Here is a 24,103-nt window from a genome sequence, read left to right as displayed (position 1 = left end):
GATCGTAGCCGGAAACGGCCGGAGCGTGCAGGATGTGCGCTTGAATCATAGGAGAAGCGGATGTCGGAAACCTTTGCCTCGCAGTTGGCTGCGCCGCCCCTGGGCATTCGCATGCACGAGCGCGACAACGTCGCCATCGTCGCCAACGACGGCGGCCTGCCTCCTGGCACCGCACTGCCCGGTGGACCGGTGCTGCGCGAAAAAGTGCCGCAGGGGCACAAGGTGGCGCTGGTGGACCTGCCGCGTGGTGGACCCGTGCTTCGCTACGGCGTGCCGATCGGGTTCGCGCTCGACGACATTCCCGCTGGCAGCTGGGTACACGAGCGCCTGCTGAAGATGCCCGCCGCACGCGGCCTCGAAGACCTGCCCATGGCCACCTTCAAGCCCGAGCCGCTGCCGCCGCTGGAGGGTTACACCTTCGAGGGCTACCGCAATGCCGACGGCTCGGTGGGCACGCGCAACATTCTGGCCATCACACAGACCGTGCAGTGCGTGGCCGGCGTCACCGACTTCGCCGTACAGCGCATCCGCAGCGAGTTGCTGCCCAGGTACCCGAACGTGGATGGCGTGGTGGCGCTGGAGCATGGCTACGGCTGCGGCGTGGCCATCGACGCGCCCGATGCGGTCATTCCCATCCGCACGCTGCGCCACATCAGCCTGAACCCCAATTTTGGTGGCGAGGTGATGGTGGTCAGCCTGGGTTGCGAGAAGCTGCAGCCGGAGCGCCTGTTTCCTCCAGACGTCATACCGATCCAGGACACCCGTGGAACCGGCTCCGCCGGGCCACTGGGTGTGTCCCCCCTGCAAGGTGGGGTGACGCGAAGCGGCGCAGGGGGGGTGGACACCATCTGTCTGCAGGACGAGGCCCACGTTGGATTCATGTCGATGGTCGATTCCATCCTGCGCCAGGCCGAGGAGCACCTGAAGCGCCTGAACGCGCGGCGGCGCGAGACCGTGCCCGCCAGCGAGCTCGTGGTGGGTGTGCAGTGCGGTGGCAGCGACGCGTTTTCCGGCGTCACCGCCAACCCGGCCGTGGGCTTCTGCACCGACCTGCTGGTGCGCGCAGGCGCCAGCGTGATGTTCTCCGAGACCACCGAAGTGCGCGACGGCATCGCCCAGCTCACCGCACGCGCCACCACGCCCGAAGTGGCGCAGGCCATGGTGCGCGAGATGGCCTGGTACGACGACTACCTGAAGCGCGGCAGCGTGGACCGCAGTGCCAACACCACACCGGGCAACAAGAAGGGCGGCCTCTCCAACATCGTTGAAAAAGCCATGGGCTCGATCGTGAAGTCCGGCAGTGCGCCGATCGGCAACGTGCTCTCACCTGGCGAGAAGCTGAAAGTGAAGGGCCTGACCTATGCGGCCACGCCAGCGAGCGACTTCATCTGCGGCACCTTGCAAGTGGCCGCTGGCATGAACCTGCACGTGTTCACCACCGGCCGGGGCACGCCCTATGGCCTGGCGCCAGTGCCCGTCATCAAGGTCGCCACTCGAAGCGACCTGGCGCGCCGCTGGCATGACCTCATGGACCTCAATGCCGGCACCATCGCCGATGGCACAGCCAGCATCGAGGACGTGGGCTGGGAGCTTTTCCGCCTCATGCTCGACGTGGCCAGTGGTCGCAAGCAGACCTGGGCCGAGCGCTGGAAGCTGCACAACGCACTGGTGCTGTTCAACCCCGCGCCGGTGACCTGATGGGCTTTGGCCGACAGGCCTAAGCGTCGGGCCGCCCCAGCGAAGCCAGCCCCTCGGGGGGCAGCGACCCGCGCAGCGGCGGAGCGTGGGGGCCAGGGGCCAGCCGCCGGGCCGCTCCCAAGGCAGGCCCAGCCCCCTCGGGGGGCAGCGACCCGCGCAGCGGCGGAGCGTGGGGGCCAGGGCCAGCCGCCGGGCCGCTCCCAAGGCAGGCCCAGCCCCTCGGGGGGGCAGCGACCCGCGCAGCGGCGGAGCGTGGGGGCCAGGGGCCAGCCGCAGGGCCGCTCCCAAGGCAGGCCCAGCCCCCTCGGAGGGCAGCGACCCGCGCAGCGGCGGAGCGTGGGGGCCAGGGCCAGCCGCCGGGCCGCTCCCAAGGCAGGCCCAGCCCCCTCGGGGGGCAGCGACCCGCGCAGCGGCGGAGCGTGGGGGCTTATCTAGGCTGCGAGGGGGCAGGAATCTGCGTGGTGAGTTCGCGGATCGTGCCGCCGCTTTGCACGGAACCCGAAACCGAGCCCTCACCGCGCGCCATGCGTTCGCAGATGGCACGGTCTTCTGGTGTCTTGTGCACCTGGCAGCGCAGCAGGGCGTTTCGCTCGCGCTGTGCGGGCGTGGTGATGGAAGTCTTTCCCGTGCGCAGCGCCTGGGCCCGGGCGGCGCCCGCGTCGCGCAGGCAGTTGGTGCGGTCCGCCGGTGCGGCGATGCTTTGGCAGGCTGAGCGTGCAGCCTTGTAGTTGGCTTCGATGGAGGCCTTGTCGGCGCTGCTGGCCGCCCAGGCAGGCAGCGAGATGGCGAGCGCGGCGGCGGCAATGCAGGTGCGCAGGTGGTGGCGTGTGGAGGTGATCACGGTGTGTCCTTTCCGAATGTCGGAGGCGATGGCATGGCATCGCCCGGGACCACCATGTTGGTGCGGCTTCGCGGCAGGGTCTGTAGTCCTTGTCCGACCCCGATCAACGGGTTGGTTCAGCCGCGCGGACCTCGGCGCTGGCCGCGCTGGTACGACTGAAGCTGCGTCTTGGCAATGTTGCCTTCAAACAGCGGGGTGAGATCGGAAACCGCCTGCAGCGCACTGGTTTCGTCGCGTTGCAGGCAAAGGGCCTGGGCCAGGTCGGCGCGCAGGAACCACAAGGCTTCAATGCTGGGCGCGTAGCGGATCCGATGTTCGAGATCTGGGTTCTGCTCGCCCCCACGCACGCCGAGAAGCCTCAACATGGACTTCTGGATCAAAAGCATCGCATGCGGGTCTGGGGCTTTGGGCGTCGATTCTGCGTTGCTCGACGTCAGGATCGACGTCAGGCTGCTGAGAAAGGTCTTGACGCTGCTGTGCATGCGAAGGTTCCTATGGCGGACAAGCCAGGGGGCTGGGACATTCAACCCGCTTCGGGCAGCGCATTTTATACCCAGCGGGGCAGGGCTTCTGACCCCCCTGGTGTGAAACGGCTTGTCGTGCCTGTGAACCTGGTCAGTTTTCTGAGGCCATGGCCTTTGCCATGGTCTTGCCCAGTTCCACGCCCCACTGGTCAAAGGCGTTGATGCGCCAGATCGCAGCCTGGGTGAACACCTTGTGCTCGTACAGCGCGATGAGCGCGCCCAGCCGCTGGGGGTCCAGGCGGTCGAGCCAAAGCACATGGCTGGGAATGTTGCCCTCGAAGCAGCGGTGCGGCGCCAGGACGGCGGCGCGCGCGGGGTCCATGCCTTCCTTTTCCAGCGCGGCCTGTGTGGCCTGCAGGTTGCGCCCGCACGCCATCGCTTCGGCCTGGGCGCGCAGGTTGAGGTTCACCACTGCGTGATGCGTGGCGGCCAGGGGCAGGGGCGTGTCTTCGTTGTTCACGCCGATGAAGTCCACCGGCACGGTGTGTTGCCCTTGGTGAACGAGCTGGAAATAGGCGTGCTGGCCGTCGATGCCCAGGCCGCCCCAGACGATGGGGCCGGTGTCCACCTTGGCGGGCGTGCCGTCGATGTGGGTGCGTTTGCCGTTGGACTCCATGTCCATCTGCTGCACGAAGGGCGTGAAGCGCGCCAGCCTCGACGCGTAGGGCACGATGAGATGGGTGGGCAGGCGCAGGAAGTTGCGGTTCCACACCCCGTTGAGCGCCATCAGCACGGGCATGTTCTGCGCCAGCGGGGCTTCGGCGAAGTGCTGGTCCATTTCGCGGGCACCCGCCAGAAAATCGCGGAAGTTCGCCGCACCGATGGCCAGTGCCAGCGGCAGGCCCAGCGCCGACCAGACCGAATAACGCCCACCCACCCAGTCCCAGAACAGGAAGGTGCGCTCAGCGGGGTAGCCCAGTTGGGTGGCCTTGTTCGGGCTGGCCGTGATGGCCGCGAGGTGCAGGTGCAGATCGGCCTGGGGACAGCCGTGGTCGATAAGCCAGCGTTGCGCGCTGGCCGCGTTGGTGAGCGTTTCCTGCGTGGTGAAAGTCTTGCTGGAGACCACGAGCAGGGTGCGGGCCGCGTGCAGCCCGCGCAGCACGCTGTGCAGCGCCCACGCGTCGGGGTTGGAGACGAAGTGCACGCGCGGGCCGGGCACGGCGGGATGGGCGAGATGGGCCAGTGCCTCCGTCGCCATCCGGGGCCCCAGGTCCGAGCCGCCGATGCCGATGTTGACGACGTCGGTGATGGCTTCGCCGGTGTGTCCGCGCACCGCGCCGGCCGACAGCGACTCGGCGAAGTCGCACACGCGGCTGAGTTCGCGCTGCACTTCGGCCTGCACCGGCTGGCCCCAGGGGCCGGTGTGCAGCGGATCGCCACGCAGCGCGACGTGCAGCACAGGTCGGTCTTCGGTGGCGTTGATGGCGTCGCCCCGGAACATCGCGTCGCGCTGTTCGGCCAGGCTGGATTGCTGCGCCAGTTCGAGCAGGGCTTGCTCGATGGCGGGCGTGAGGCGCTGGCGGCTGGCGTCGAGCGTGATCCCGGCGACGCTGTGGGTGAAGCGCGTGGTGCGGCCCGTTTCGGCCAGCAGTTCGCGCAGGTGCGGTATGGGTTGGGCGGCCAGGGTCTGAAGGCGGGTCCAGGCGGGCAGGGAGGTGGGCAGGTTCATGGGTGGGACAGGGTGGTGGCTTCGCGGGCCAGTCGCTTGATGCGGGCCCAGTCGCCATCGCGAAGGGCGTCGGCGGGGGTGAGCCAGGAGCCGCCGACCATTGCCACGTTGGGCAGGCTGAGCAGCTCGCGCAGGTTGTCGGTACCGACGCCGCCAGTGGGGCAGAAGCGCACGTCGGCCAGCGGCGAGCCCAGGGCCTTGAGCATGCCGATGCCGCCGGCCTGCGCGGCGGGAAAGAGCTTCATGAGTTGAAAGCCGTGGTCGCGCGCACGCATCACCTCGCCCGGTGTCATCACGCCGGGCATGAAGGGCAGGTTGGCGGCCTTCACGGCTTCTACCAGCGCATCGGTGCAACCCGGAGAGAGCGCGAAAGTGGCGCCCGCGTTCATCACCTGCTGCACCTCGGCCACGCGCGTGACCGTGCCGGCACCCAGGTGCATCTGCGGCACGGCGCGAGCCACGGCCTCGATGGCCATGAGCGCCACGTCCGAGCGCAGGGTGATTTCCATCACGTCGATGCCGCCTTCAAGCAGCGCATGTGCCAGCGGCACGGCGTGTGCCGCATCGCTGAGCACGATGACCGGAACCACGCGGGAGGAGAAGCTGGGAGGGGTGAAACAGGTGCTCATGGTCTGGCGTGTTGGTGTCGGGGGTGGTCAGCCGAACAGCGGGGAAGCGCCCAGTTCGGCGGCGCTGGCCTGCTGGCGGAACAGGCTGAAGAGCTCACGCCCGCTGCCGTGCTGGTTGCCGCGCAGGTCGGGGTGCTTCACTCGGCGTTTGGCGAGGGTGGCGGCGTCCACCTCCAGTTCGAGCAGGCCGCGCTCGCAGTCCAGCGTGATCCAGTCGCCATCGCGCACGCGTGCGATGGGGCCGCCGGCGAGGGATTCAGGGGTGAGGTGAATGGCCGCTGGCACCTTGCCCGAAGCGCCGGACATGCGCCCGTCGGTGACCAGCGCCACCTTGAAGCCCCTGTCCTGCAGCACCGCCAGCGGCGGCGTGAGCTTGTGCAGTTCGGGCATGCCGTTGGCTCGCGGCCCCTGATACCGCACCACCGCCACCAGATCGCGTTCGAGCTTGCCGGCGTTGAACAGGTCCAGCAGATCGTGCTGGTCGTTCACCACCACGGCTTGCGCGCGCACCTGGCGGTGTTCTGGCTTGACGGCCGAAACCTTCACCACACTGCGGCCCAGGTTGCCTTGCAAAAGACGCAGTCCACCGTCGGCGCTGAACGGTTCTGCCACCGAGCGCAGCACGGCCATGTCGCCACTGTGTTCGGGCACCGGTCGCCAGGCGAGCTGGCCGTTGTCCAGCCAGGGTTCACGAGCGTAGGCGTCGAGGCCAGCGCCCATCACTGTGTTCACGTCGGCATGCAGCAGGCCCGCCGCAAGGAGTTCCTTCATGAGAAAGCCCATGCCGCCGGCCGCGTGGAAATGGTTCACGTCGGCGCTGCCGTTGGGGTAGACACGCGCCAGCAGCGGCACCACGTGCGAGAGTTCGGCAAAGTCGTCCCAGTCCACCAGCACGCCGGCCGCGCGCGCCATGGCCACGAGGTGCAGGGTGTGGTTGGTGGAACCTCCGGTGGCCAACAGGCCCACGATCCCGTTGATCAGGGTCTTCTCGGTCACGATGTCGGCCAGACAGACCGCAGGCTCGCCGGTGCGCCCGGTGTTGGCCACGGCGCGTTTGACCGCGCCCCGCGTGAGCGCCTCGCGCAGTGGCGTACCGGGGTTGACGAAGGACGCACCCGGCAGGTGCAGGCCCATGATCTCCATGAGCATCTGGTTGCTGTTGGCGGTGCCGTAGAAGGTGCAGGTGCCAGGGCTGTGGTAGGCCTGAGCCTCGGATTCGAGCAGCGCTTCGCGACCCACCAGACCCTGCGCGTATTGCTGGCGCACCTTGGCCTTGGCGTCGTTCGAGAGGCCAGAGGTCATGGGACCGGCCGGTACGAACACGGTGCTGAGGTGGCCGAATTGAAGCGAGCCCATGAACAGGCCGGGCACGATCTTGTCGCAGATCCCGAGCATGAGCGCAGCGTCGAACACGTTGTGCGAGAGCGCCACGGCGGTGCCGAGCGCGATCACGTCGCGCGAGAACAGCGAGAGCTCCATGCCGGCTGCGCCCTGCGTGACGCCATCGCACATGGCTGGCACGCCGCCCGCCACCTGCGCGGTGGCGCCCATCGCGTGTGCGTGCTCGCGGATCTTCTGCGGGTAGGTCTCATACGGCTGGTGCGCCGAGAGCATGTCGTTGTAGGCGGTGACGATGCCGATGTGCGGTGCACGTTCCGCGTGGATCTTGAGCTTGTCGGCCGCCGGCAACGCCGCCGTGGTGTGGGCCATGTTGGCGCAGCCCATGCCGGCGCGCTGCGTGCCGCTCTTGCGCTGCGCAGCCATGGCTTCGAGGTATTCGGCACGGCTGGCCGCGCTGCGTTCGACGATGCGCTGCGTGACGCGATCGAGGGTGGGGTGAAGTGGTGGGGTCGTGATCGTGGTCATCTTGTGGGGTCCGTGTTCAGGCCAGCCACACGCTGATCGGCGTCTGGTACTGGTTGAGCACCAACGAGACCGGCAAGGACTCATCGGCGCCCAGGCGCGCCTGCTGGTAGGTGGCGAGCTTGCCCGCACCGGTGATCGACAGGGCGAGCTCGCGCGTGGCCAGCAGGGCGGGCAGGGTGAGGGTGAGGCGCGCGTGCGGCGCGGCGAGGGGGCGCAGCCAGGTCAGCGGGCCGCTGCCGCGCAGTGCCTGTGCCAGCCTTGGTGCGCCGGGAAACAGCGAAGCGGTGTGACCGTCTTCGCCCATGCCGAGCACCACCAGGTCCATGGGCCAGGGGTGGGCGGCGAGCCGGTGGTTGGCGGTTTCCACCAGGGTGTTGAGGGCCGCGTCGCTCAGTGAGGTGGGCAGGGCGTCGAAGAACGGCACGAAGGTGGCCGCTGCTGCGGCACCCTTCAGCAGGTGCGTGCGAACCAGCGCGGTGTTGCTCTCCGGGTGATCGTGCGCGACGCAGCGTTCGTCCACCAGCAGCACCGTCACACGCGCCCAGTCCAGCACCTGCTCGCGCAACTGTTCAAACATCGCCACAGGCGACTTGCCGCCCGACACCGCCAGCACCGCATGGCCACGCACGGTGATGGCCTCGCGCAGGCGCCGCGCGATGTGGCGCGCCAGCTGCTGGGCCTGTTCGGCCGCGCTGCCGGCGGGGTGTACCTGCAAGGTGGTCGGCGGCATCGCCTCGTCGTCCTTCATGGCCTCAGACCTCCTCGGCCCAGGCGGAGCCTTCGCGTGCCATCAACGCCGAAGATGCAGCCGGGCCCCAGCTGCCGGCGGCATACGGCCGAGGCTTTTCGTTCAGATTCTTCCAGCCGTCCAGGATGGGTTCGACCCAGCTCCATGCCGCCTCGAGTTCGTCGCGCCGCATGAAGTGCGTGAGACGCCCTTTGGTCACGTCCATCAGCAGGCGTTCGTAGGCTTCGGCCCGGCGGGCGCTGAAGGCCGACTCCAGATCGAGGTTCAGGCTCACCGGGCGCAGGCGCATGCCGCTGCCGGGTTCCTTGGCCATCATCTGCAACTGCACGTGTTCTTCCGGCTGCAACCGGATCATCAGTCGGTTGACCGGCTGGCGCGGCGCGTCCGGAAAAATGGTGTAGGGCAGGTCGGCGAACTCGATCACGATCTCCGAGCGGCGCTCGGCCATGCGCTTGCCGGTGCGCAGGAAGATGGGCACGTTGGCCCAGCGCCAGTTGTTGATGTGCGCCCGCAGCGCCACGAAGGTTTCGGTGTTGCTGTCGGCGGGCACATTGGCTTCCTGGTGGTAGCCCACCGCCCTGTCGCCATTGGACGAGCCGGCGGTGTACTGGCCGCGCACGGTGTCGCGCGCCACGTCGGCCACGGTCATGGGGCGCAGCGAGCGCAGCACCTTGAGCTTTTCGTCGCGCACGGCGTCCGGGTCGAGCGAAACCGGGGGTTCCATTGCCACGATGCACAGCAGTTGCAGCAGGTGGTTCTGCAGCATGTCGCGCAGCGCGCCGGTGCCGTCGTAGAAACCCGCTCGGCTGCCCACACCCACCGATTCGGCCACCGTGATCTGCACGCTCTTGATGAAAGGGCTGCGCCACAGCGGTTCGAAGATGGTGTTGCCAAACCTCAGCACCATGAGGTTCTGCACGGTCTCCTTGCCCAGGTAGTGGTCGATGCGGAAGGTCTGCGCCTCGCTGAAATGACGGCCCACCTCGTCGTTGATGGCACGTGCCGAGGCCAGGTCGTGGCCGAGGGGTTTCTCCAGTACCACGCGCGAGCGGGGGTCGATCAGCCCTGCACTGGCCAGGTTGGCACAGATGCCGGTGAAGAGGGTGGGAGCCGTGGCCAGGTAGTAGACCCGGTCCGAGCCGGTCTGAAGGGCGGCGCCCAGGCGGTTGAAATCGGCGGCTTCGGTGGCGTCCAGGCAGACATAGGCCAGGCGTTCGACGAAGGCCGGCCAGGCCTGGGCGTCCATCGCCTCGGGGTCGATGAAACCCCGCACCTTTTCATCGACGAAGGCGGTGAACGCCGCACGGTCCCAGGGTTGACGGCCGAGCGCGAGGATGCGCGTGGACGCCGGCAGGTTGTGGTGCAGGTGCGCCATGTACAGCGCAGGCAGCAACTTGCGCACGGAAAGGTCGCCGGCGCCGCCGAAGATGACCAGGTCCAGCGGGGCTGCGGAAGCGGCTGCCGTGGCAGATGATGAAGTGACCATGCTTCTAATTTAGTTACTTGAATTTTTAGATTCTAATGTAACGAAGTTACATTGAAGCATCAACAGCCCCCACCTTACCCGCATGTGGGCCGCAGGCCCAGTCACAAAGTGAAAGCCTGCAAGCCTTCGGCGGTGAGGTGCAGCACTCGGCGGGCCCGAGCGGCGGCGGCGGTGGAATGCGTCACCAGCAGCAGCGCTGCGCCGCTGTCCTCGGCTTGCCGCTGCAGCACGTCCATGACCTGCGCTGCGGTGGTGGGATCGAGATTGCCGGTGGGTTCATCGGCCAGCAGCAGGCCGGGCCGATGCACCAGCGCGCGCGCAATCGCCACCCGCTGCAACTGGCCGCCGGAGAGTTCGGCGGGCAGTCGCGCACCGAGCTCGCCCAGCCCCACGGCCTTCAGCATCTCGTGCACGCGCGCCGCATCGGGCTGGCCCAGCAGCAGCAGGGGCAAGCCCACGTTCTGCGCCACGTCCAGGTGCGGCAGCACATGGAAAGCCTGGAACACGAAGCCCAGGTGCTGGCGCCGCCAGTGGGCGCGCTGCGTTTCGTCGAGCGTGCCGAGGTCCACGCCGTCGTGCCGGATCGTGCCCTGGCTCCAGTCGTCCAGCGCGGCCAGGCAGTTGAGCAGGCTGGACTTGCCCACGCCCGACTCGCCCACGATGGCCACGAACTCGCCTCGCTCCACGCGCAGGTTCACGTGGCTGAACACCGCCGTGTCGCCGTAGCGTTTGCCCAGCTGGTTGACGATCAGCGTCATGCGGTTGGCCCCAGCCGCCTTCGCACCGCGGCCATCACCCGGGCCAGCGCACCGGGGGCATCGCAGGCAATCACCTCGCGCTGCGGCATCGAGCGCAGCCAGGTGAGCTGGCGCTTGGCCAGCTGGCGCGTGGCATAGATGCCGAGATCGCGCAACTCTGCCTGCTGCGCGGCCGTCAGCGACTGGCCATGCACGTCCATCAGTTCCCAGGCCTGGCGATAACCCACGCAGCGCATCGAGGGCAAGGCGGTCGAGAGGTCGCTTCGTGCGCGCAGGCGGCGGACCTCGTCGAGGAAGCCATGGGCCAGCATGTCGTCGAAGCGCTGCTCAATGCGTGCATGCAGCCAGCTGCGCTCGACGGGTTCCAGCGAAATCAGATCTTGAGGCGCGAGCGGACTCTGCGGATTGTGGGTGCGCCCACGTTGAAAACCAGAGATCGGCTGGCCCGAGACCTGGTACACCTCCAGCGCGCGCTGGATGCGCTGCGCGTCGTTGGGCGGCAGGCGCGCGGCGGTGGCCGGGTCCACGCGCGCCAGTTCGGCGTGCAGCGCGGGCCAGCCCATTGCGCGGGCGCGGGCGTCGATGGCGTCGCGCACGGCGGCATCGGCGGCAGGCATCTCGTCCAGGCCGACGAGCAGGGCCTTGAAGTACAGCATGGTGCCGCCCACCAGCAGCGCGGTGCGTCCGCGTGCGGCAATCTTATCCACCAGCGCGCTGGCATCGCGCACGAAGTCGGCCGCGCTGTAGCTCTGCAGTGGGTCGATGATGTCGATCAGATGGTGTGGCACCAGCGCGCGCTCGGCCGCGCTGGGCTTGGCGGTACCGATGTCCATGCCGCGGAACACCAGCGCCGAGTCCACGCTGACGATTTCCACTGGCCACTGCTGCGCGATCGCCAGCGAGGCCGCACTCTTGCCGCAGGCCGTCGGCCCCGCCAGTGCAATGCAACGAGGCGCAACCGGCGTCATGCCATGCGAACGGGCAAGGGTCTGGGGTCGCCGTGGCGCTGCACCAGCGTCCACGCGGTGACAGCAATCACCACGCTCCAGAACCAGATGCCGTTGGTCAGGGGCAGCACGGAACCCGTGCCTTCTGCAATGCCAGCCAGGCTGCGACCCAGCCAGCCACCCATGAAGAAGGCCGCCACCATCATGAGGAAACCGCTGAGCGCCGAGGCCGCTCCTGCAGCCTGCGGAAAAGGCCCCACGGCGCCGGTCTGGCTCACCGGCTGGTGCACACCGTGCGCGAGCATGAAGAGGTAGAAGGGCGCCATGATGGCCCACGGGCTTTGCACACCCGACCAGGCCAGCAGGCCGATGGTGGTGCCGGCGATCAGCGTCATGCCGCCGGCAATGGCCTCAGTGCGGCGAATGCCGAATCGCGGCAGCAGGTGCCGGCACAGAAAGGTGCCCAGGATGTAGCTCAGTGACATGCTGAACATCACCAGCCCGTATTGCGTCTTGCTCAAGCCGAGCACCTGGATGAAGACGAACGACGAACCGGCCAGGAAGGTGAACAGACCGCCATAGGACGCAGTGGCCAGCAGCGCAAATGCCCAGAAGGTGGGGTGGCGAGCGATCTGCGCCCAGGTGGCCAGCAGCTTGCCGGGGTGCAAGGCGTCCGGATTCCTGCGCGCCAGGGTTTCCTCGAAGCGCCACGTCAGCACCGCCAGCGTGGCGGCGCCGAACACGGCCAGCGCCAACAGGGAAACGCGCCAGCCAAACAGGTCGGAGAGCAGACCGCCCACGGGCGCGCTGGCGCAGGCGATCACGCCCAGGCCGGTCAGTCCCTTGGACATCACGCGTGCGCCATCGGCAGGGGCGTAGAGGTCGCGCACGATGGCGCGCGCGCACATCACACCCGCGCCCAAGGCCACGCCCTGCACGGCGCGCCAGGCGATGAGCTGCTCCATCGAGGGCGAGAACGCGCTGCCCACCGAGGCGGCCACGTAGGCCGCCATGCCCATCAGCAGAATGGGGCGGCGCCCAAAGCGGTCCGACAGCGGACCCCACACCAGCTGCGACAGGCCAAAGGCCAGCAACAGCGCGGTCAGGGTGAGCTGGGCTTGCGACATCGGCGCACCAAAGCCCTGCGTGATCGAGGGCAGGGCGGGCAGGTACAGATCGGTGGTGACGGGCTGCAGGCCCAGCAGAAGCGCCAGCACCAGCACGATGAGACCGGGCGACATGCGGGAAGAAACGGACGTGGAGGGCATCCGGTCGAGGGTAGCAGAAGCTTCCTCGAGAGCCCTTGCGTCAGGGCTTGTGCGGCATCAGTTTCGGACCACGTCCACGCCACCGGGCACAGAAGGGGCCAGGCCAAACAGATCCGACAGGGCAGCGCGGTATTGCGCCTGCCCGACCGAATTGGTGTTGTGGTGAGAACCGCCTTCGACCAGCACAAACGATTTGCGGCCGGTGGCAGCCGCATAGAGCCGGCGGCCGAGTTCGGGCTGGATCAACCGATCCTCACCACCATGCACCACCAGCAGCGGCGAGCCGATGGCGGACACCCGCTTGACCGCTTCAAAGCGCTGCGTGATCAGCAGCGAGACCGGCAGCCAACCCCATTTGAAGGTGCTCACCACGTCCGGAATCGAGGTGAAAGTACCCTCGACCACGGTGCCTGCCTCATCGTTCACCTGCGCCGCGAGCTCGATGGCAATGGCGCCGCCCAGGGAGTGGCCAAAGATGTACCGAGGCCGTCCGGGGTACTTCTGGCCCAGCCAGTCCCAGGCTGCGCGTGCGTCTTCGTAGGCCATGTTTTCCGAAGGCAGATCGTTGGTGCTCTTGCCGAAACCCCGGTAGTCGATGGCCAACACCGAGAAACCCAGTTCTTCCATGCGCCGAGCGCGGAAGGCCGACCCGGTGACATTGAAGCGCGCGCCGTGAAGGTACAGCAGGATCGGCGCGTCCTTGCGCTGAGTGAAGTTTTCGTTCTGCGCCCAGAGCCCATGCAGCTTGACCGGTTGGCCCGTGACCTGAGAGGGAAATTCGATCCAGATGTCTTCCATGCCCTGCGCGGCGCTCAGCCCGCCGGCCCAGCTGCGGTCCGAGGGCTGGAAGATCCATGCGCGCTGCTTTTCGTCGAGCGTCGCACACCCTGCCAGCATGGCCAGGGCAGCAAACAAGGTGACGAGCAGACGCTTCATGGCGGTGATGGAGGCGCCAGAACGGAAAAAAGTTCAGGGCGGTCATGCATGGTGCACGTTCCATGCCATTCTGACGAGCGTTACATCGCAGTGACGGAGCGTGGGGGGCCAGGGGCCAGCCGCCGGGCCGCCCCCAAGGCAGGCCCAGCCCCCTCGGGGGGCAGCGACCCGCGCAGCGGCGGAGCGTGGGGGCAACAAGAACGGGCCAGCCGCCGGGCCGCCCCAAGGCAGGCCCAGCCCCCTCGGAGGGCAGCGACCCGCGCAGCGGCGGAGCGTGGGGGCCAGGGGCCAGCCGCAGGGCCGCCCCAAGGCAGGCCCAGCCCCCTCGGGGGGCAGCGACCCGCGCAGCGGCGGAGCGTGGGGGCTTTAGACCACGCCTTGGGCGAGCATGGCGTCGGCGACCTTGACGAAGCCGGCGATGTTCGCGCCGTCCACGTAGCTGACCGTGCCATCCTTGCGTTTGCCATGTTGCAGGCAGGCCTGGTGGATGCCGACCATGATGGTGTGCAGCCGCGCGTCCACCTCTTCACGGGGCCACGACAGGCGCATGGCGTTCTGGCTCATCTCCAGCCCCGAGGTGGCCACGCCACCGGCGTTGCTGGCCTTGCCGGGTGCGTACAGCACGCCCGCAGCTTCCAGCACCGCCACCGCGTCCATGGTGGTGGGCATGTTGGCGCCCTCGGCCACGCAGCACGCGCCGTTGTTCACCAGCGTGGCGGCGTCTTTCGCGTCCAGTTCGTTCTGCGTGGCGCAGGGCAGGGCCACGTCCACCGGCACCGCCCAGGGCTTGATGCCGGCCTCGAAGCGCGTCTTCGTGCGCTCGGCGTAGTCGCTCACCCGGCCATAGAGGTGGTTCTTCACCTCCATCAGTTCGGCCAGCTTGGCGGTTGTGAACCCGGCTTCGTCAATCACGGTGCCGCTGGAGTCGGACACGGTGATGACTTTCGCGCCCAGGGCCATGGCTTTCTCCACCGCGTACTGCGCCACGTTGCCCGAGCCGGACACGCTCACGCGCAGGCCCTGCAGGCTCTTGCCCTGTTGCTTGAGCATTTCCTCGGCGAAGTACACGGTGCCGTAGCCGGTGGCTTCGGGGCGAACCAGCGAACCGCCGAAACTCAGGCCCTTGCCGGTGAAGACGCAGTCGGCGCGGTTGCCGAGCTTTTTCATCATGCCGGCCATGAACCCGACCTCGCGCGCGCCCACGCCGATGTCGCCTGCAGGGACGTCGGTGTCCGAGCCCACATGGCGGAACAGCTCGCTCATGAGCGCCTGGCAAAACCGCATCACCTCGCCCGGGCTCTTGCCTTTGGGATCGAAATCAGAGCCGCCCTTGCCGCCACCCATGGGCAGCGTGGTGAGTGCGTTCTTGAAGGTCTGCTCGAACGCCAGGAACTTCAGGATCGACAGGTTCACCGAGGGGTGGAAGCGCATTCCGCCTTTGTAGGGCCCGATGGCGGAACTGTGCTGGATGCGGTAGCCGCGGTTCACCTGCACGTCGCCATGGTCGTTGACCCAGGAGATGCGGAACATGAGCACCCGTTCGGGCTCCACCAGCCGATCCAGCAGACCCTGCTCCGCATAGCGTGGGTGGCTGCTGATGAAAGGCCACAGGCTTTCCGTCACCTCGGTGACGGCTTGAAGGAATTCGCTCTGGTGGGGGTTGCGTTGCGCGACCTGGTCGAGAAAGTGGTGGGCCGAGGTGTATTTCATGGAGTCTCATGCTTCAAGTTGGTGCATGAGATTATGCGAAGTCGGCATTCCGCCTGACAAAACGCCCGGTTTTGGTGCCTTCAGGTCAGCGACCGCGGAGAAACAGCGCGTCCAGTTCCTTCATGCTCACCTGGCGCCAGGTGGGGCGACCATGGTTGCACTGGTCGGAGCGTTCGGTCACTTCCATCTGGCGCAGCAGCGCGTTCATTTCGTCCAGCGCGAGGCGGCGGTTGGCGCGCACCGCACCGTGACAGGCCATGGTGGCCAGCAGTTCGTTGCGCGCGCGCTCCACCACGGTGCTGGCGTCGTGCTGGCCCAGTTCGGCAAGCACGCTGCGCGCGAGTTCCACCGGGTCGCCCTGGGCCAGGGTGGTGGGCACGGCCCGCACCGCCAGCGTGCGCGGTGAGAGCGGGTTCACCTCCAGACCGAGCGTGGCCAACACCTCGGCGCAGGCTTCGGCGGTGGCCACTTCTTCGGGCGTGGCAGCGAAGGTGGCCGGGATCAGCAGCGGCTGGCTGGACACCTGCTGGTCGTCGAGCTGCTGCTTGAGGCGTTCGTAGACGATGCGCTCGTGCGCGGCGTGCATGTCGACCACCACCAGGCCTTGTGTGTTCTCGGCCAGGATGTACACGCCTTGCAATTGGGCGATGGCACGGCCCAGGGGCCAGTCGCCTGGCGGCAGGGGCTGCAGAAGGGCGGGGGCTTCGACAAGCTCAGCCCGAACGGGGGTGAACTCAGCCCGATCGGGGTTGTGGTCAGTTCGATCGGGGGTGAACTCAGCCCGATCGGGGTTGTGGTCAGTCCGAACGGAGGTGAAGTCAGCCCTTACGGGGTTGTGGTCAGTCCGAACGGGGGTGAACTCAGCCCTTACGGAGTTGAAGTCAGCCCGATCGGGGGTGAATGCAGTCTGGTCGTGGGTGAGCTCAGACCGGTCTGGGGTGAGCTCAGGCCGATCGGACGTATTCGTTTCGGCTCCACCCGCCCCCGTTCGGGCTGAGCTTGTCGAAGCCCTTCCAGACCCGTAACCCCACAACGCCCCCACATCGTTCACCCGGTGCCCCACCTCCGGCTGGCGCGGCGCAAACGCCAGCCCGGTCTGCCGCGCGGGTGGCGTCCACACCGGTGCGGACTCGGCGCCCGTGGCATCGGCATTTGCGGCCGATCGCGGCACCGCCAGCGCGGTTTCCACTGCCTGGCGCACCGCGTGGTGCACCTCGCGGCTGTCGCGGAAACGCACCTCGATCTTGGTGGGGTGTACGTTCACGTCCACGCGCGCCGGGTCGAGCGAGGCGTAGAGCGCATACACCGGCTGGCGCTGGCCGTGCAGCACGTCTTCGTAGGCGCTTCGGGCGGCGTGCATGATGACCTTGTCGCGCACGTAGCGGCCGTTCACGTAGGCAAACTGCCAGTCGGCGCGCGAGCGCGCGGCGTCGGGCACACCAGCGAAGCCCCACACGCGCAGTCGTTGCATGCCGTCGGCGGGTGGGTCCACAGGCCAGTCCACCGCCACCGCCTGTTGCACGAAGTCCTCGCCCAGCACGTCGGCCAGGCGCTGGCGCAGGGCGCCGATGCCGCCACCGGCCACGGCGCGCCACTGCGCCACCAGCTTGCCGTCGTGCCAGATGGCAAAGCCCACGTCGGGGCGAGCCAGCGCATGCCGGCGCACCGCTTCGATGCAGTGGGCCAGCTCGGTGGCGTCGGTCTTGAGGAACTTGCGCCGCGCCGGTGTGGCAAAGAACAGTTCGCGCACTTCGACCGTGGTGCCCGGTGCTCGGGCGGTGGGGCTCAGCTCGCCACTTCGGCCATCCAGCAGCCAGCCGTGCGGCGCTTCGTCGGTGTCCACGCGGGTCAGCAGCGACACCTCGGCGATGGAGCAGATGGCCGCCAGCGCCTCGCCTCGAAAGCCCATGGTGCCCACGGACTCCAGATCGGCGAGGCTGGCGATCTTGCTGGTGGCGTGCCGCTTCAGGGCATGGGGCAGTTCGCTGCGCAGGATGCCTCCGCCGTTGTCTTCCACGCTGATGAGGCGCACGCCACCGGCCTGCAAGCGCACGGTGATCTGGGTGGCGCCAGCGTCCAGCGCGTTGTCGAGCAGCTCACGCACCACCGATGCCGGCCGTTCCACCACCTCGCCGGCGGCGATCTGGCTGACCAGTTCATCGGGGAGTTCGCGAATGGGGCGGCGGTGCGGGGCGCTGAGGGTGGGGAGGTGGGTCACGGGCAAATTGTAGGCCGCAGACATAATGCCCCTCCATGGAAATCATTGCCTTCCTCATCGACTTCATCCTGCACGTAGACCAGCATTTGCAGACCTTCGTGCAGAACTACGGCGCCTGGGTGTACGCGCTGCTCTTTCTCATCATCTTCACCGAGACCGGCGTGGTGGTCATGCCCTTCCTGCCGGGGGATTCGCTGCTGTTCGTGGTGGGCACGCTGTGCGGCGCGGGCCTCATGAACCTGCCGCTGGCCATGGGCCTGCTGGTGGTGGCCGCCGTGCTGGGCGACCAGGTGAACTATTCGATTGGCCGCTACTTTGGCCCCAAGGTTTTCCAGTGGGAGAACTCGCGCCTGTTCAACCGCAACGCCTTCAACCAGGCGCACGCGTTCTACGAGCGCTACGGCGGCATCACCATCATCCTCGCGCGCTTCATGCCCTTCATCCGCACCTTTGCGCCCTTTGTGGCCGGTGTGGCCGAAATGACCCGCACCAAATTCACCGCCTACAACGTGATCGGCGCGCTGATCTGGGTGGTGGGGCTCACCGCCGCGGGCTACTGGTTCGGCAACCTGCCCTGGGTGCAGGAGAACCTGAGCAAGATCATCTGGGCCATGATCATCATCCCCGGCCTCATTGCCCTCTATGGGGGCTGGAAAGCCAGTCGCGAGGCCAAGCGCAACGCCGCCTGAGTTCAGGCGGGCGCGCCGTCGGCGTGCAGATCGAAGACCAGGCCGCGCAGCCACTGGTTGGCGGGGTCCTTGTGGTACTTCGCATGCCAGAACTGGTTGATGGCAATGCGGGGCAGGTCCACGGGGTGTGGCAGGTGGCGCAGTCCAAACGGCGCCACCATGCGCTCGGCCAGGCGCTCGGGCACGGTGGCAATCAGGTCGGTGGATTGCAGGATGTGACCGATGGCCACGAAATGAGGCACCTTGAGCTTGACCCGGCGCTGTGGCGAGTGGTTGTCCAGGATCTCGTCGACCTGTCCGTGGCCCGTGCCGGCCGAGACGATGGCCAGATGATCGGCGGCGAAGAAGTCGGCCGCGCGCAGGCGCTTCTGATCGAGCCGGTGTCCCTGGCGAAACAGGCAGACGTATCGCTGCTCGAACATGCGCCGCTGGAAGAAGCCGGCCTTGAGCTGAGGCAGCAGTCCGATCGCCAGGTCGATCTGGCCGGCCTCCATCGCGTCCTTGAGGTTCAGGCTGGTGTGGCGCACCGTGCTGATGCTGACCTTGGGCGCCAGTTCCTGCACGCGCTGCATGAGGCGCGGCAGGAAGTAGATCTCGCCGATGTCGGTCATGCCGATGGAGAAGCTGCGCTGGCTGGTGGCAGGGTCGAACGAGGTGCGGGCATTCACCGCGCCATGGATCATGCCCAGCGCATAGCCGATGGATTCGGCCAGGTGTTCGGCGAAAGGCGTGGGCTGCATGCCGTGGGCGGTGCGCAGAAAGAGTTCGTCGTCGAACAGCTTGCGCAGGCGGGCCAGCGCGTTGCTCACCGCCGGCTGGCCCAGCCCCAGGTTTTCGGCCACCTTGGACACCTTGCGTTCGGTGAGCAATTGGTTGAACACCACCAGCAGGTTGAGGTCGATGTCTTCGAGTTTCATATTGATTTGAATGATATCGGTCATTCATGCCATTGCGTTGACTGATTTTTACGGGGCGATGATCATCGGTCGATGGACATTCACATCCGGCCGATTTCCCAGACGCTCAGCGTCGCCGCAGGCACGAACCTGCTGGAAGCGCTGCGCGCGCATGGCATCCCGGTCTCCTACAGCTGCATGGCGGGCCGCTGCGGCACCTGCCGCTGCAAAGTGGTGTCTGGACAGGTGCTGGAGTCGGGGCGCGAAGTGCGGCACGCGCAGGCTGGCGACGACCCCAGCTCGGTGCTGGCGTGCCAGACCTTCCTCACCGAGCCCTGCACCGTCGAGATTCCCGAGCCCGACGAGGTGGTGGTACACACGGCGCGCATCGTCAAGGCCACTGTGGTGGGCATGGAGGACGCGACGCACGACATCAAGCGGCTGCGCCTTCGTCCGGCCAGACCCATGGCGTTTTCGCCGGGCCAGTACGCCCAACTGCAGTTCACGCCCGAGCACATCCGGCCGTATTCCATGGCCGGGCTGTGTGGCGATGGCGAGCTGGAGTTCCATGTCCGCCTGGTGCCCGAAGGTCGCGTGAGCGGCCACATTGCCCACGTCCTGAAGCTGGGTGACGCGGTGCGCGTGAGCGGCCCGCTGGGATCGGCCTACCTGCGTCGCCGCCACGAAGGGCCCATGCTGTGTGTGGCTGGCGGCACAGGGCTTGCGCCCATTCTTTCCATCTTGCGCGGCGCACTGGCCGCCGGCATGCGCAACCCGATGCACCTGTACTTCGGCGTTCGTTCCGAGCGCGACCTCTATGGGCTTGACTGGCTGGCCGATCTGCAGAGGCACCACCGTGGTCTGCACCTGCACACTGTGGTGGCATCGGGTCGCGCAACGGGCCGTCGCACGGGGCTGGTGACCGACGCGATCCGCCACGACTGGTCCAGGCTCGACGGCTTTCGCGCCTATCTGTGCGGAGCACCCCCCATGGTGGAAGCCACCTCACTGCAAATCCGGCAGATGGGCGTGTTGCCCGAGCACATCCACGCCGACGCTTTCTACGCCAGCAGCAGCTGAACACGACCAAGAGGAGACCAAGATGGACACGAACACCGACGGGACATTTCCCGACCGCTTGCGCTGGGAGTCCGAAGGCACGAGCCGCATTCCCTTCATGGCCTACACCGACGAGGCACTGCACAGGAAAGAGCTCGAACGCTTTTTCTATACCCGTCACTGGAACTACGTGGGCCTGGAAGCGGAGGTGCCGAACCCTGGCGACTTCAAGCGCACGGTGATCGGCGAGCGTTCGGTGATCCTGGTGCGCGACGCCGAGGGCGAGATCCGCGTGGTGGAGAACGTGTGCGCGCACCGGGGCATGCAGTTCTGCCGTGAGCGCCACGGCAACAAGAAGGAGTTCGTCTGCCCCTACCACCAATGGAGCTACACGCTCAAGGGCGATCTGCAGGGCGTGCCGTTTCGCCGCGGCGTCAAGCAGGACGGCAAGGTCAACGGCGGCATGCCGGCCGACTTCAAGACCGCCGACCACGGCCTCAACCAGCTCAAGGTGGCCACGCGCGGTGGCGTGGTGTTCGCCAGCTTCGACCACGGTGTCGAGTCGCTGGAGGATTTCCTCGGCCCCGTCATCCTCGGTTACTTCGACCGACTCTTCAATGGCCGAGCGCTCACCATCCTGGGCTACAACCGCCAGCGCATTCCGGGCAACTGGAAGCTGATGCAGGAGAACATCAAGGACCCTTACCACCCAGGCCTGCTGCACACCTGGTTCGTCACCTTCGGCCTCTGGCGCGCCGACAACAAGAGCGAACTCAAGATGGACGCGCACCACCGCCACGCGGCCATGATCTCCACGCGCGGGCAGTCGGGCAAGGCCGATCAGGTCACGCAGGTGTCGAGCTTCAAGGAAAGCATGCAACTGCACGACCCGCGCTTCCTGGACATCGTGCCGGAGCCCTGGTGGGGCGGCCCCACGGCAGTGATGACCACGCTCTTTCCCAGCGTGATCCTGCAGCAGCAGGTCAACAGCGTTTCCACGCGCCACATTCAGCCCGACGGGCATGGCGCGTTTGACTTTGTGTGGACGCATTTCGGCTTCGAGGACGACACCCCCGAGATGACGCAGCGCCGCCTGCGCCAGGCCAACCTGTTCGGCCCGGCGGGCTTCGTGTCGGCCGACGACGGCGAGGTGATCGAGTTCTCGCAGCAGGGCTTCGAGCAAAAGCCCTACCACCGCACGCTGGCCGAACTCGGCGGCCGCGAAGTGGGAGATACCGACCACATGGTCACCGAGACGCTGATTCGGGGCATGTACCAGTACTGGCGTGATGTGATGGAGGATCCCGCATGAACACGTCACTGAATTTCGAGGACCACCTGGCGATCACGCGCCTTTACGCCGACTACGCGCAGGCGGTGGATTCGGGCGACTGGGACCTGTGGCCCGAGTTCTTCATTGAAGACGGTGTCTACAAGCTGATCCCGCGAGAGAACCATGAGCGCGGCTTTCCGCTGGCAACCCTGTCCTTCGAGAGCAAGGGCATGCTCAAGGACCGCGCCTACGGCATCAGGGAAACCCTGTTCCACGACCCCTATTACCAGCGCCATGTGGTGGGCGCCCCGCTGGTTCACAAAGTCGAGACAGATCGCTTCGAGGTCGAGGCCAACTACGCCGTGTTCCGCACCAAGCTGTCGAAAGAGAGCACGGTCTTCAACGTCGGCCGCTACATCGACGTGATCGTGCGCACGCCACAGGGGCTCAGGTTCGCCTCTCGCCTGTGCGTGTACGACAGCGAAATGATCCCCAACTCCATCATTTACCCCATCTGAATCGCGAGGTGCCTTCATGAGTGCGAATCCCGATGCCTGGACCGATGCCGCCTCGCTCGACGAGTTGGCCGACGACGACGTGACCGGTCTGGAGGTCGCTGGGCGCGACATCGCCATCTACAAGGTGGAGGGCGGCGTGTTCGCCACCGACAACACCTGCACCCACGGCCAGGCGCGGCTGTGCGATGGTTTTCTGGAGGGGCACGAAATCGAATGCCCTCTGCACCAGGGGAAGTTCGACGTGCGCGATGGTCGGGCCACCTGCGCACCGGTCACCGAAGCTCTGCGCTGCTATCCCGTGCGCGTGGAAGGCGGCCGGGTGCTGCTGAACCTCGCAGGCTGAGCGCCCCCGCTCAGATCTGGCGGGTTCTTGCCAGTGGCGGGTGCCTGGAGAAGTAGGCGACGATGCCGCGCAGCAGCGCGTCGGCCAGGTCGTTCTGGTACTTCGGGTCGTTCAGGCGCTTTTCTTCATCGGGGTTGCTGATGAAGGCGGTCTCCACCAGCACGCTGGGGATGTCAGGCGCGCGCAGCACCGCGAAGTTGGCCTGTTCCACGCGGGGCTTGTGCAGTTTGCCGATTCGCTTGACGTGACCCAGCATCGCGCTGCCGAGCTTCAAGCTGTCGTTGATCTGCGCCGTGGTGCTCATGTCCAGCAGGGCGCGACGCAGGTGGGCGTCGGAGCTCGACTTGCCATTGAGGCCGCCCACGAGGTCGGCCGCGTTTTCCTTGTCGGCCATCCAGCGTGCCGCGGCGCTGGTGGCTCCCTTGGTGCTCAGGGCATACACGCTGGCACCCTGCGGCCGGGGCGTGAGGAAGGCGTCGGCGTGCAGGCTGATGAACAGGTCAGCCTGTACCTTCTGGGCCTTTTGCACGCGCACCTGCAAGGGCACGAAGAAGTCCTTGTCGCGCGTCATGTAGGCTCGCATGGGGTTGCCATTCACGCGGGTTTCGTTGATGCGGTCGCGCAATCTCTGCGCAATCTGCAGCACCACCTTTTTCTCATGTGTGCCACCAGGGCCGATGGCGCCGGGGTCTTCGCCACCATGGCCCGGGTCCAGCGCCACGATGATCAGGCGCTCGGTCTTGCCTCTGCCCACAGGTCGCTGCTTGGAGGGGCTGCCCTTGCCCGGCGCAGCGTCTGCCATGGTCTTGTCGTCCACGCTGACCGGGGGCTGGGCGGGTGCGTTGCCCGGTGCCACCGGTCCGGTGACGCCAGGTGGGAGCTCGCGCCGGGCAATCAGCGCACCCAGTGGATCGTCCTGCAGGGTGCCCGGCCGGGTCACCTTGCCGGTTTCCAGGCCCAGCAGCTGCGCAGCGCGCGCGCTCGCCTCGTCCAGGTCCTTCATCCGTTGGGCAATCAGTTGCTCCAGCGGGTCCGGCGCGTTCACGGGGTAGAGATCGAACACCAGGCGGTGCTGGTAGGCGGCCACCGGCTCCAGGTGAAACACCTGCGGCTTCATGGGCTGCTTGAGGTCGATCACCAGGCGCACCACGTTGGCCGCGTTCTGGCCCACGCGGATGCCTGCAATGTTCGGGTCGTCCGACTTGAGCTTGCCCACCAGCTCGCGCAGGCCCGGCAGCAGGTCGATGCCTTCGATGTCCACCGCCAGTCGCGGCGGTTCGTTGACAAAGAACTCGCGCGCCTTCAGAACGCCGTCGGACTCGATGGTCACGCGGGTGTAGTCTTCTGCAGGCCATATGCGCACTGCCACCACGCTTGCGCCGCGCGCGATCTGCTGCGCGCCCAGCAGCAGCACCAGAGAACCCGTGCGCAGCAGCTTGCGGCGGGAGAGTGTCATGCCAGTGCCTCCAGCAGGAGGCGGCCCGTGGGGGTCAGGGCCGTGGCACCGACCTGGCGTTGTGTGTCCTGATCCAGATCAATGTGGTCTTGAGGGGTCATCTCGTCGGGTTGGATGTGAATGCGCAGATCAACCGGAGGCAGAAAGGCGCCAGCACGTTCGGGCCACTCCACCAGCTTGAGACCGGGGCTGGCGAAAAGTTCGCGAAAGCCCGCATCTTCCCATTCGCGCGGGTCGCAGAAGCGGTAGAAGTCGAAGTGCCAGATTTGCAAAGGTTCACCTGCGGGCATCACCGCGCAGTCGATCGTCGTGTGGGGTTCCACCACGGCGTAGGTGGGACTCTTGATGCGCCCGCGCACGCCGAGTGCGCGCAGCAGATGGCGCACCAGCGTGGTCTTGCCCGCGCCCAGGTCCCCGTCGAGGGCAATGGTGGCGTGGGCGATGGCGGGCGAGGTGGCAAGCTGGCGGGCAAAGGTCTGCGTGTCTTCTTCGGTTTCCCAGCGGCCTCGCCACTGCGCGGCGGCGGACGCCGAACCCGCAGGCACCGGGGCGGTTCCTACAATGGACTGCA

General features: G+C 67.1%; 22 protein-coding genes. 6 read left to right on the top strand and 16 right to left on the bottom strand.

Annotated features, from left to right (window positions below; translation table 11 throughout):
• Window positions 1-60 precede the first annotated feature (60 nt).
• The gene (garD, locus tag AB7F11_RS11765) at window positions 61-1,698 is read left to right on the top strand and encodes a galactarate dehydratase (protein ID WP_428289841.1); all 1,638 of its coding nucleotides are present in this window, start codon (window positions 61-63) and stop codon (window positions 1,696-1,698) included.
• 427 nt (window positions 1,699-2,125) lie between these two features.
• On the opposite strand, the gene AB7F11_RS11760 is transcribed toward garD, so the two are convergent.
• The 13 genes from AB7F11_RS11760 to mutL all read right to left on the bottom strand — a co-directional run bounded on the left by AB7F11_RS11760 (window position 2,126) and on the right by mutL (window position 17,298).
• On the bottom strand, window positions 2,126-2,539 hold the full coding sequence (locus AB7F11_RS11760; protein WP_428289842.1) for a hypothetical protein: 414 nt from the start codon (window positions 2,537-2,539) through the stop codon (window positions 2,126-2,128).
• Window positions 2,540-2,655: 116 nt separating this feature from the next.
• The gene (locus tag AB7F11_RS11755) at window positions 2,656-3,021 is read right to left on the bottom strand and encodes a hypothetical protein (protein WP_428289843.1); all 366 of its coding nucleotides are present in this window, start codon (window positions 3,019-3,021) and stop codon (window positions 2,656-2,658) included.
• 133 nt (window positions 3,022-3,154) lie between these two features.
• Window positions 3,155-4,732 carry a glucose-6-phosphate isomerase gene (pgi, locus tag AB7F11_RS11750; protein WP_428289844.1) on the bottom strand — a complete coding sequence of 526 codons (1,578 nt, stop codon included), beginning with the start codon at window positions 4,730-4,732 and terminating at the stop codon, window positions 3,155-3,157.
• Complete coding sequence (eda, locus tag AB7F11_RS11745) at window positions 4,729-5,361, bottom strand: bifunctional 4-hydroxy-2-oxoglutarate aldolase/2-dehydro-3-deoxy-phosphogluconate aldolase (protein ID WP_428289845.1); 633 nt, start codon at window positions 5,359-5,361, stop codon at window positions 4,729-4,731. The genes pgi and eda overlap by 4 nt, the downstream gene beginning before the upstream one ends.
• A gap of 27 nt (window positions 5,362-5,388) precedes the next feature.
• On the bottom strand, window positions 5,389-7,227 hold the full coding sequence (gene edd / locus AB7F11_RS11740; RefSeq protein ID WP_428289846.1) for a phosphogluconate dehydratase: 1,839 nt from the start codon (window positions 7,225-7,227) through the stop codon (window positions 5,389-5,391).
• 16 nt (window positions 7,228-7,243) lie between these two features.
• Entirely contained in the window at window positions 7,244-7,975 is a 732-nt protein-coding gene (gene pgl, locus AB7F11_RS11735; RefSeq protein WP_428289847.1) for a 6-phosphogluconolactonase, read from the bottom strand.
• Between the two features lie 4 nt (window positions 7,976-7,979).
• Window positions 7,980-9,461, bottom strand: a complete 1,482-nt coding sequence (gene zwf, locus AB7F11_RS11730; protein ID WP_428289848.1) for a glucose-6-phosphate dehydrogenase — start codon at window positions 9,459-9,461, stop codon at window positions 7,980-7,982.
• A 101-nt stretch (window positions 9,462-9,562) separates the two neighbouring features.
• Window positions 9,563-10,219: an ABC transporter ATP-binding protein gene (locus tag AB7F11_RS11725; RefSeq protein ID WP_428289849.1), complete on the bottom strand. Its 657-nt coding sequence runs from the start codon at window positions 10,217-10,219 to the stop codon at window positions 9,563-9,565.
• A complete protein-coding gene (gene miaA, locus AB7F11_RS11720) occupies window positions 10,216-11,187 on the bottom strand; it encodes a tRNA (adenosine(37)-N6)-dimethylallyltransferase MiaA (protein ID WP_428289850.1) in 972 nt (323 codons plus the stop codon). The genes AB7F11_RS11725 and miaA overlap by 4 nt, the downstream gene beginning before the upstream one ends.
• Entirely contained in the window at window positions 11,184-12,434 is a 1,251-nt protein-coding gene (locus AB7F11_RS11715; RefSeq protein ID WP_428289851.1) for a multidrug effflux MFS transporter, read from the bottom strand. The genes miaA and AB7F11_RS11715 overlap by 4 nt, the downstream gene beginning before the upstream one ends.
• Window positions 12,435-12,491: 57 nt before the next feature.
• Entirely contained in the window at window positions 12,492-13,370 is an 879-nt protein-coding gene (locus AB7F11_RS11710) for an alpha/beta hydrolase (RefSeq protein WP_428289852.1), read from the bottom strand.
• Between the two features lie 366 nt (window positions 13,371-13,736).
• Entirely contained in the window at window positions 13,737-15,080 is a 1,344-nt protein-coding gene (gdhA, locus tag AB7F11_RS11705; RefSeq protein WP_428289853.1) for an NADP-specific glutamate dehydrogenase, read from the bottom strand.
• Window positions 15,081-15,165: 85 nt separating this feature from the next.
• Complete coding sequence (gene mutL / locus AB7F11_RS11700) at window positions 15,166-17,298, bottom strand: DNA mismatch repair endonuclease MutL (RefSeq protein WP_428289854.1); 2,133 nt, start codon at window positions 17,296-17,298, stop codon at window positions 15,166-15,168.
• A gap of 35 nt (window positions 17,299-17,333) precedes the next feature.
• Between mutL and AB7F11_RS11695 the strand changes: the two genes are divergently transcribed.
• On the top strand, window positions 17,334-17,987 hold the full coding sequence (locus tag AB7F11_RS11695) for a DedA family protein (protein WP_428289855.1): 654 nt from the start codon (window positions 17,334-17,336) through the stop codon (window positions 17,985-17,987).
• Window positions 17,988-17,989: 2 nt separating this feature from the next.
• Here AB7F11_RS11695 and AB7F11_RS11690 read toward each other — a convergent pair whose 3' ends face one another.
• Window positions 17,990-18,904 (bottom strand): LysR family transcriptional regulator, encoded by a 915-nt coding sequence (locus tag AB7F11_RS11690; protein WP_428289856.1) that lies wholly within the window; start codon window positions 18,902-18,904, stop codon window positions 17,990-17,992.
• Between the two features lie 72 nt (window positions 18,905-18,976).
• Between AB7F11_RS11690 and AB7F11_RS11685 the strand changes: the two genes are divergently transcribed.
• From AB7F11_RS11685 to AB7F11_RS11670, 4 genes are read left to right on the top strand one after another with little or no spacing between them, the layout of a single operon-like run.
• Window positions 18,977-19,963, top strand: a complete 987-nt coding sequence (locus AB7F11_RS11685) for a 2Fe-2S iron-sulfur cluster-binding protein (RefSeq protein WP_428289857.1) — start codon at window positions 18,977-18,979, stop codon at window positions 19,961-19,963.
• A gap of 22 nt (window positions 19,964-19,985) precedes the next feature.
• The gene (locus AB7F11_RS11680) at window positions 19,986-21,254 is read left to right on the top strand and encodes an aromatic ring-hydroxylating dioxygenase subunit alpha (RefSeq protein WP_428289858.1); all 1,269 of its coding nucleotides are present in this window, start codon (window positions 19,986-19,988) and stop codon (window positions 21,252-21,254) included.
• Window positions 21,251-21,733, top strand: a complete 483-nt coding sequence (locus tag AB7F11_RS11675) for an aromatic-ring-hydroxylating dioxygenase subunit beta (protein ID WP_428289859.1) — start codon at window positions 21,251-21,253, stop codon at window positions 21,731-21,733. The genes AB7F11_RS11680 and AB7F11_RS11675 overlap by 4 nt, the downstream gene beginning before the upstream one ends.
• A 16-nt stretch (window positions 21,734-21,749) precedes the next feature.
• Window positions 21,750-22,076, top strand: coding sequence for a non-heme iron oxygenase ferredoxin subunit (locus AB7F11_RS11670; protein ID WP_428289860.1), 327 nt, complete (start codon window positions 21,750-21,752; stop codon window positions 22,074-22,076).
• Between the two features lie 10 nt (window positions 22,077-22,086).
• On the opposite strand, the gene AB7F11_RS11665 is transcribed toward AB7F11_RS11670, so the two are convergent.
• Window positions 22,087-23,532: an N-acetylmuramoyl-L-alanine amidase gene (locus tag AB7F11_RS11665; protein ID WP_428289861.1), complete on the bottom strand. Its 1,446-nt coding sequence runs from the start codon at window positions 23,530-23,532 to the stop codon at window positions 22,087-22,089.
• Entirely contained in the window at window positions 23,529-24,077 is a 549-nt protein-coding gene (tsaE, locus tag AB7F11_RS11660) for a tRNA (adenosine(37)-N6)-threonylcarbamoyltransferase complex ATPase subunit type 1 TsaE (protein ID WP_428300746.1), read from the bottom strand. Before tsaE ends, AB7F11_RS11665 begins: the two co-directional genes overlap by 4 nt.
• Window positions 24,078-24,103: the final 26 nt, after the last annotated feature.

The organism is Hydrogenophaga sp., from assembly GCF_050250835.1.
In the GTDB taxonomy this organism is placed as follows: domain Bacteria; phylum Pseudomonadota; class Gammaproteobacteria; order Burkholderiales; family Burkholderiaceae_C; genus Hydrogenophaga.
Note: the sequence above shows the minus strand (reverse complement) of the source record. Positions and strands in the feature narration are given on the sequence as shown.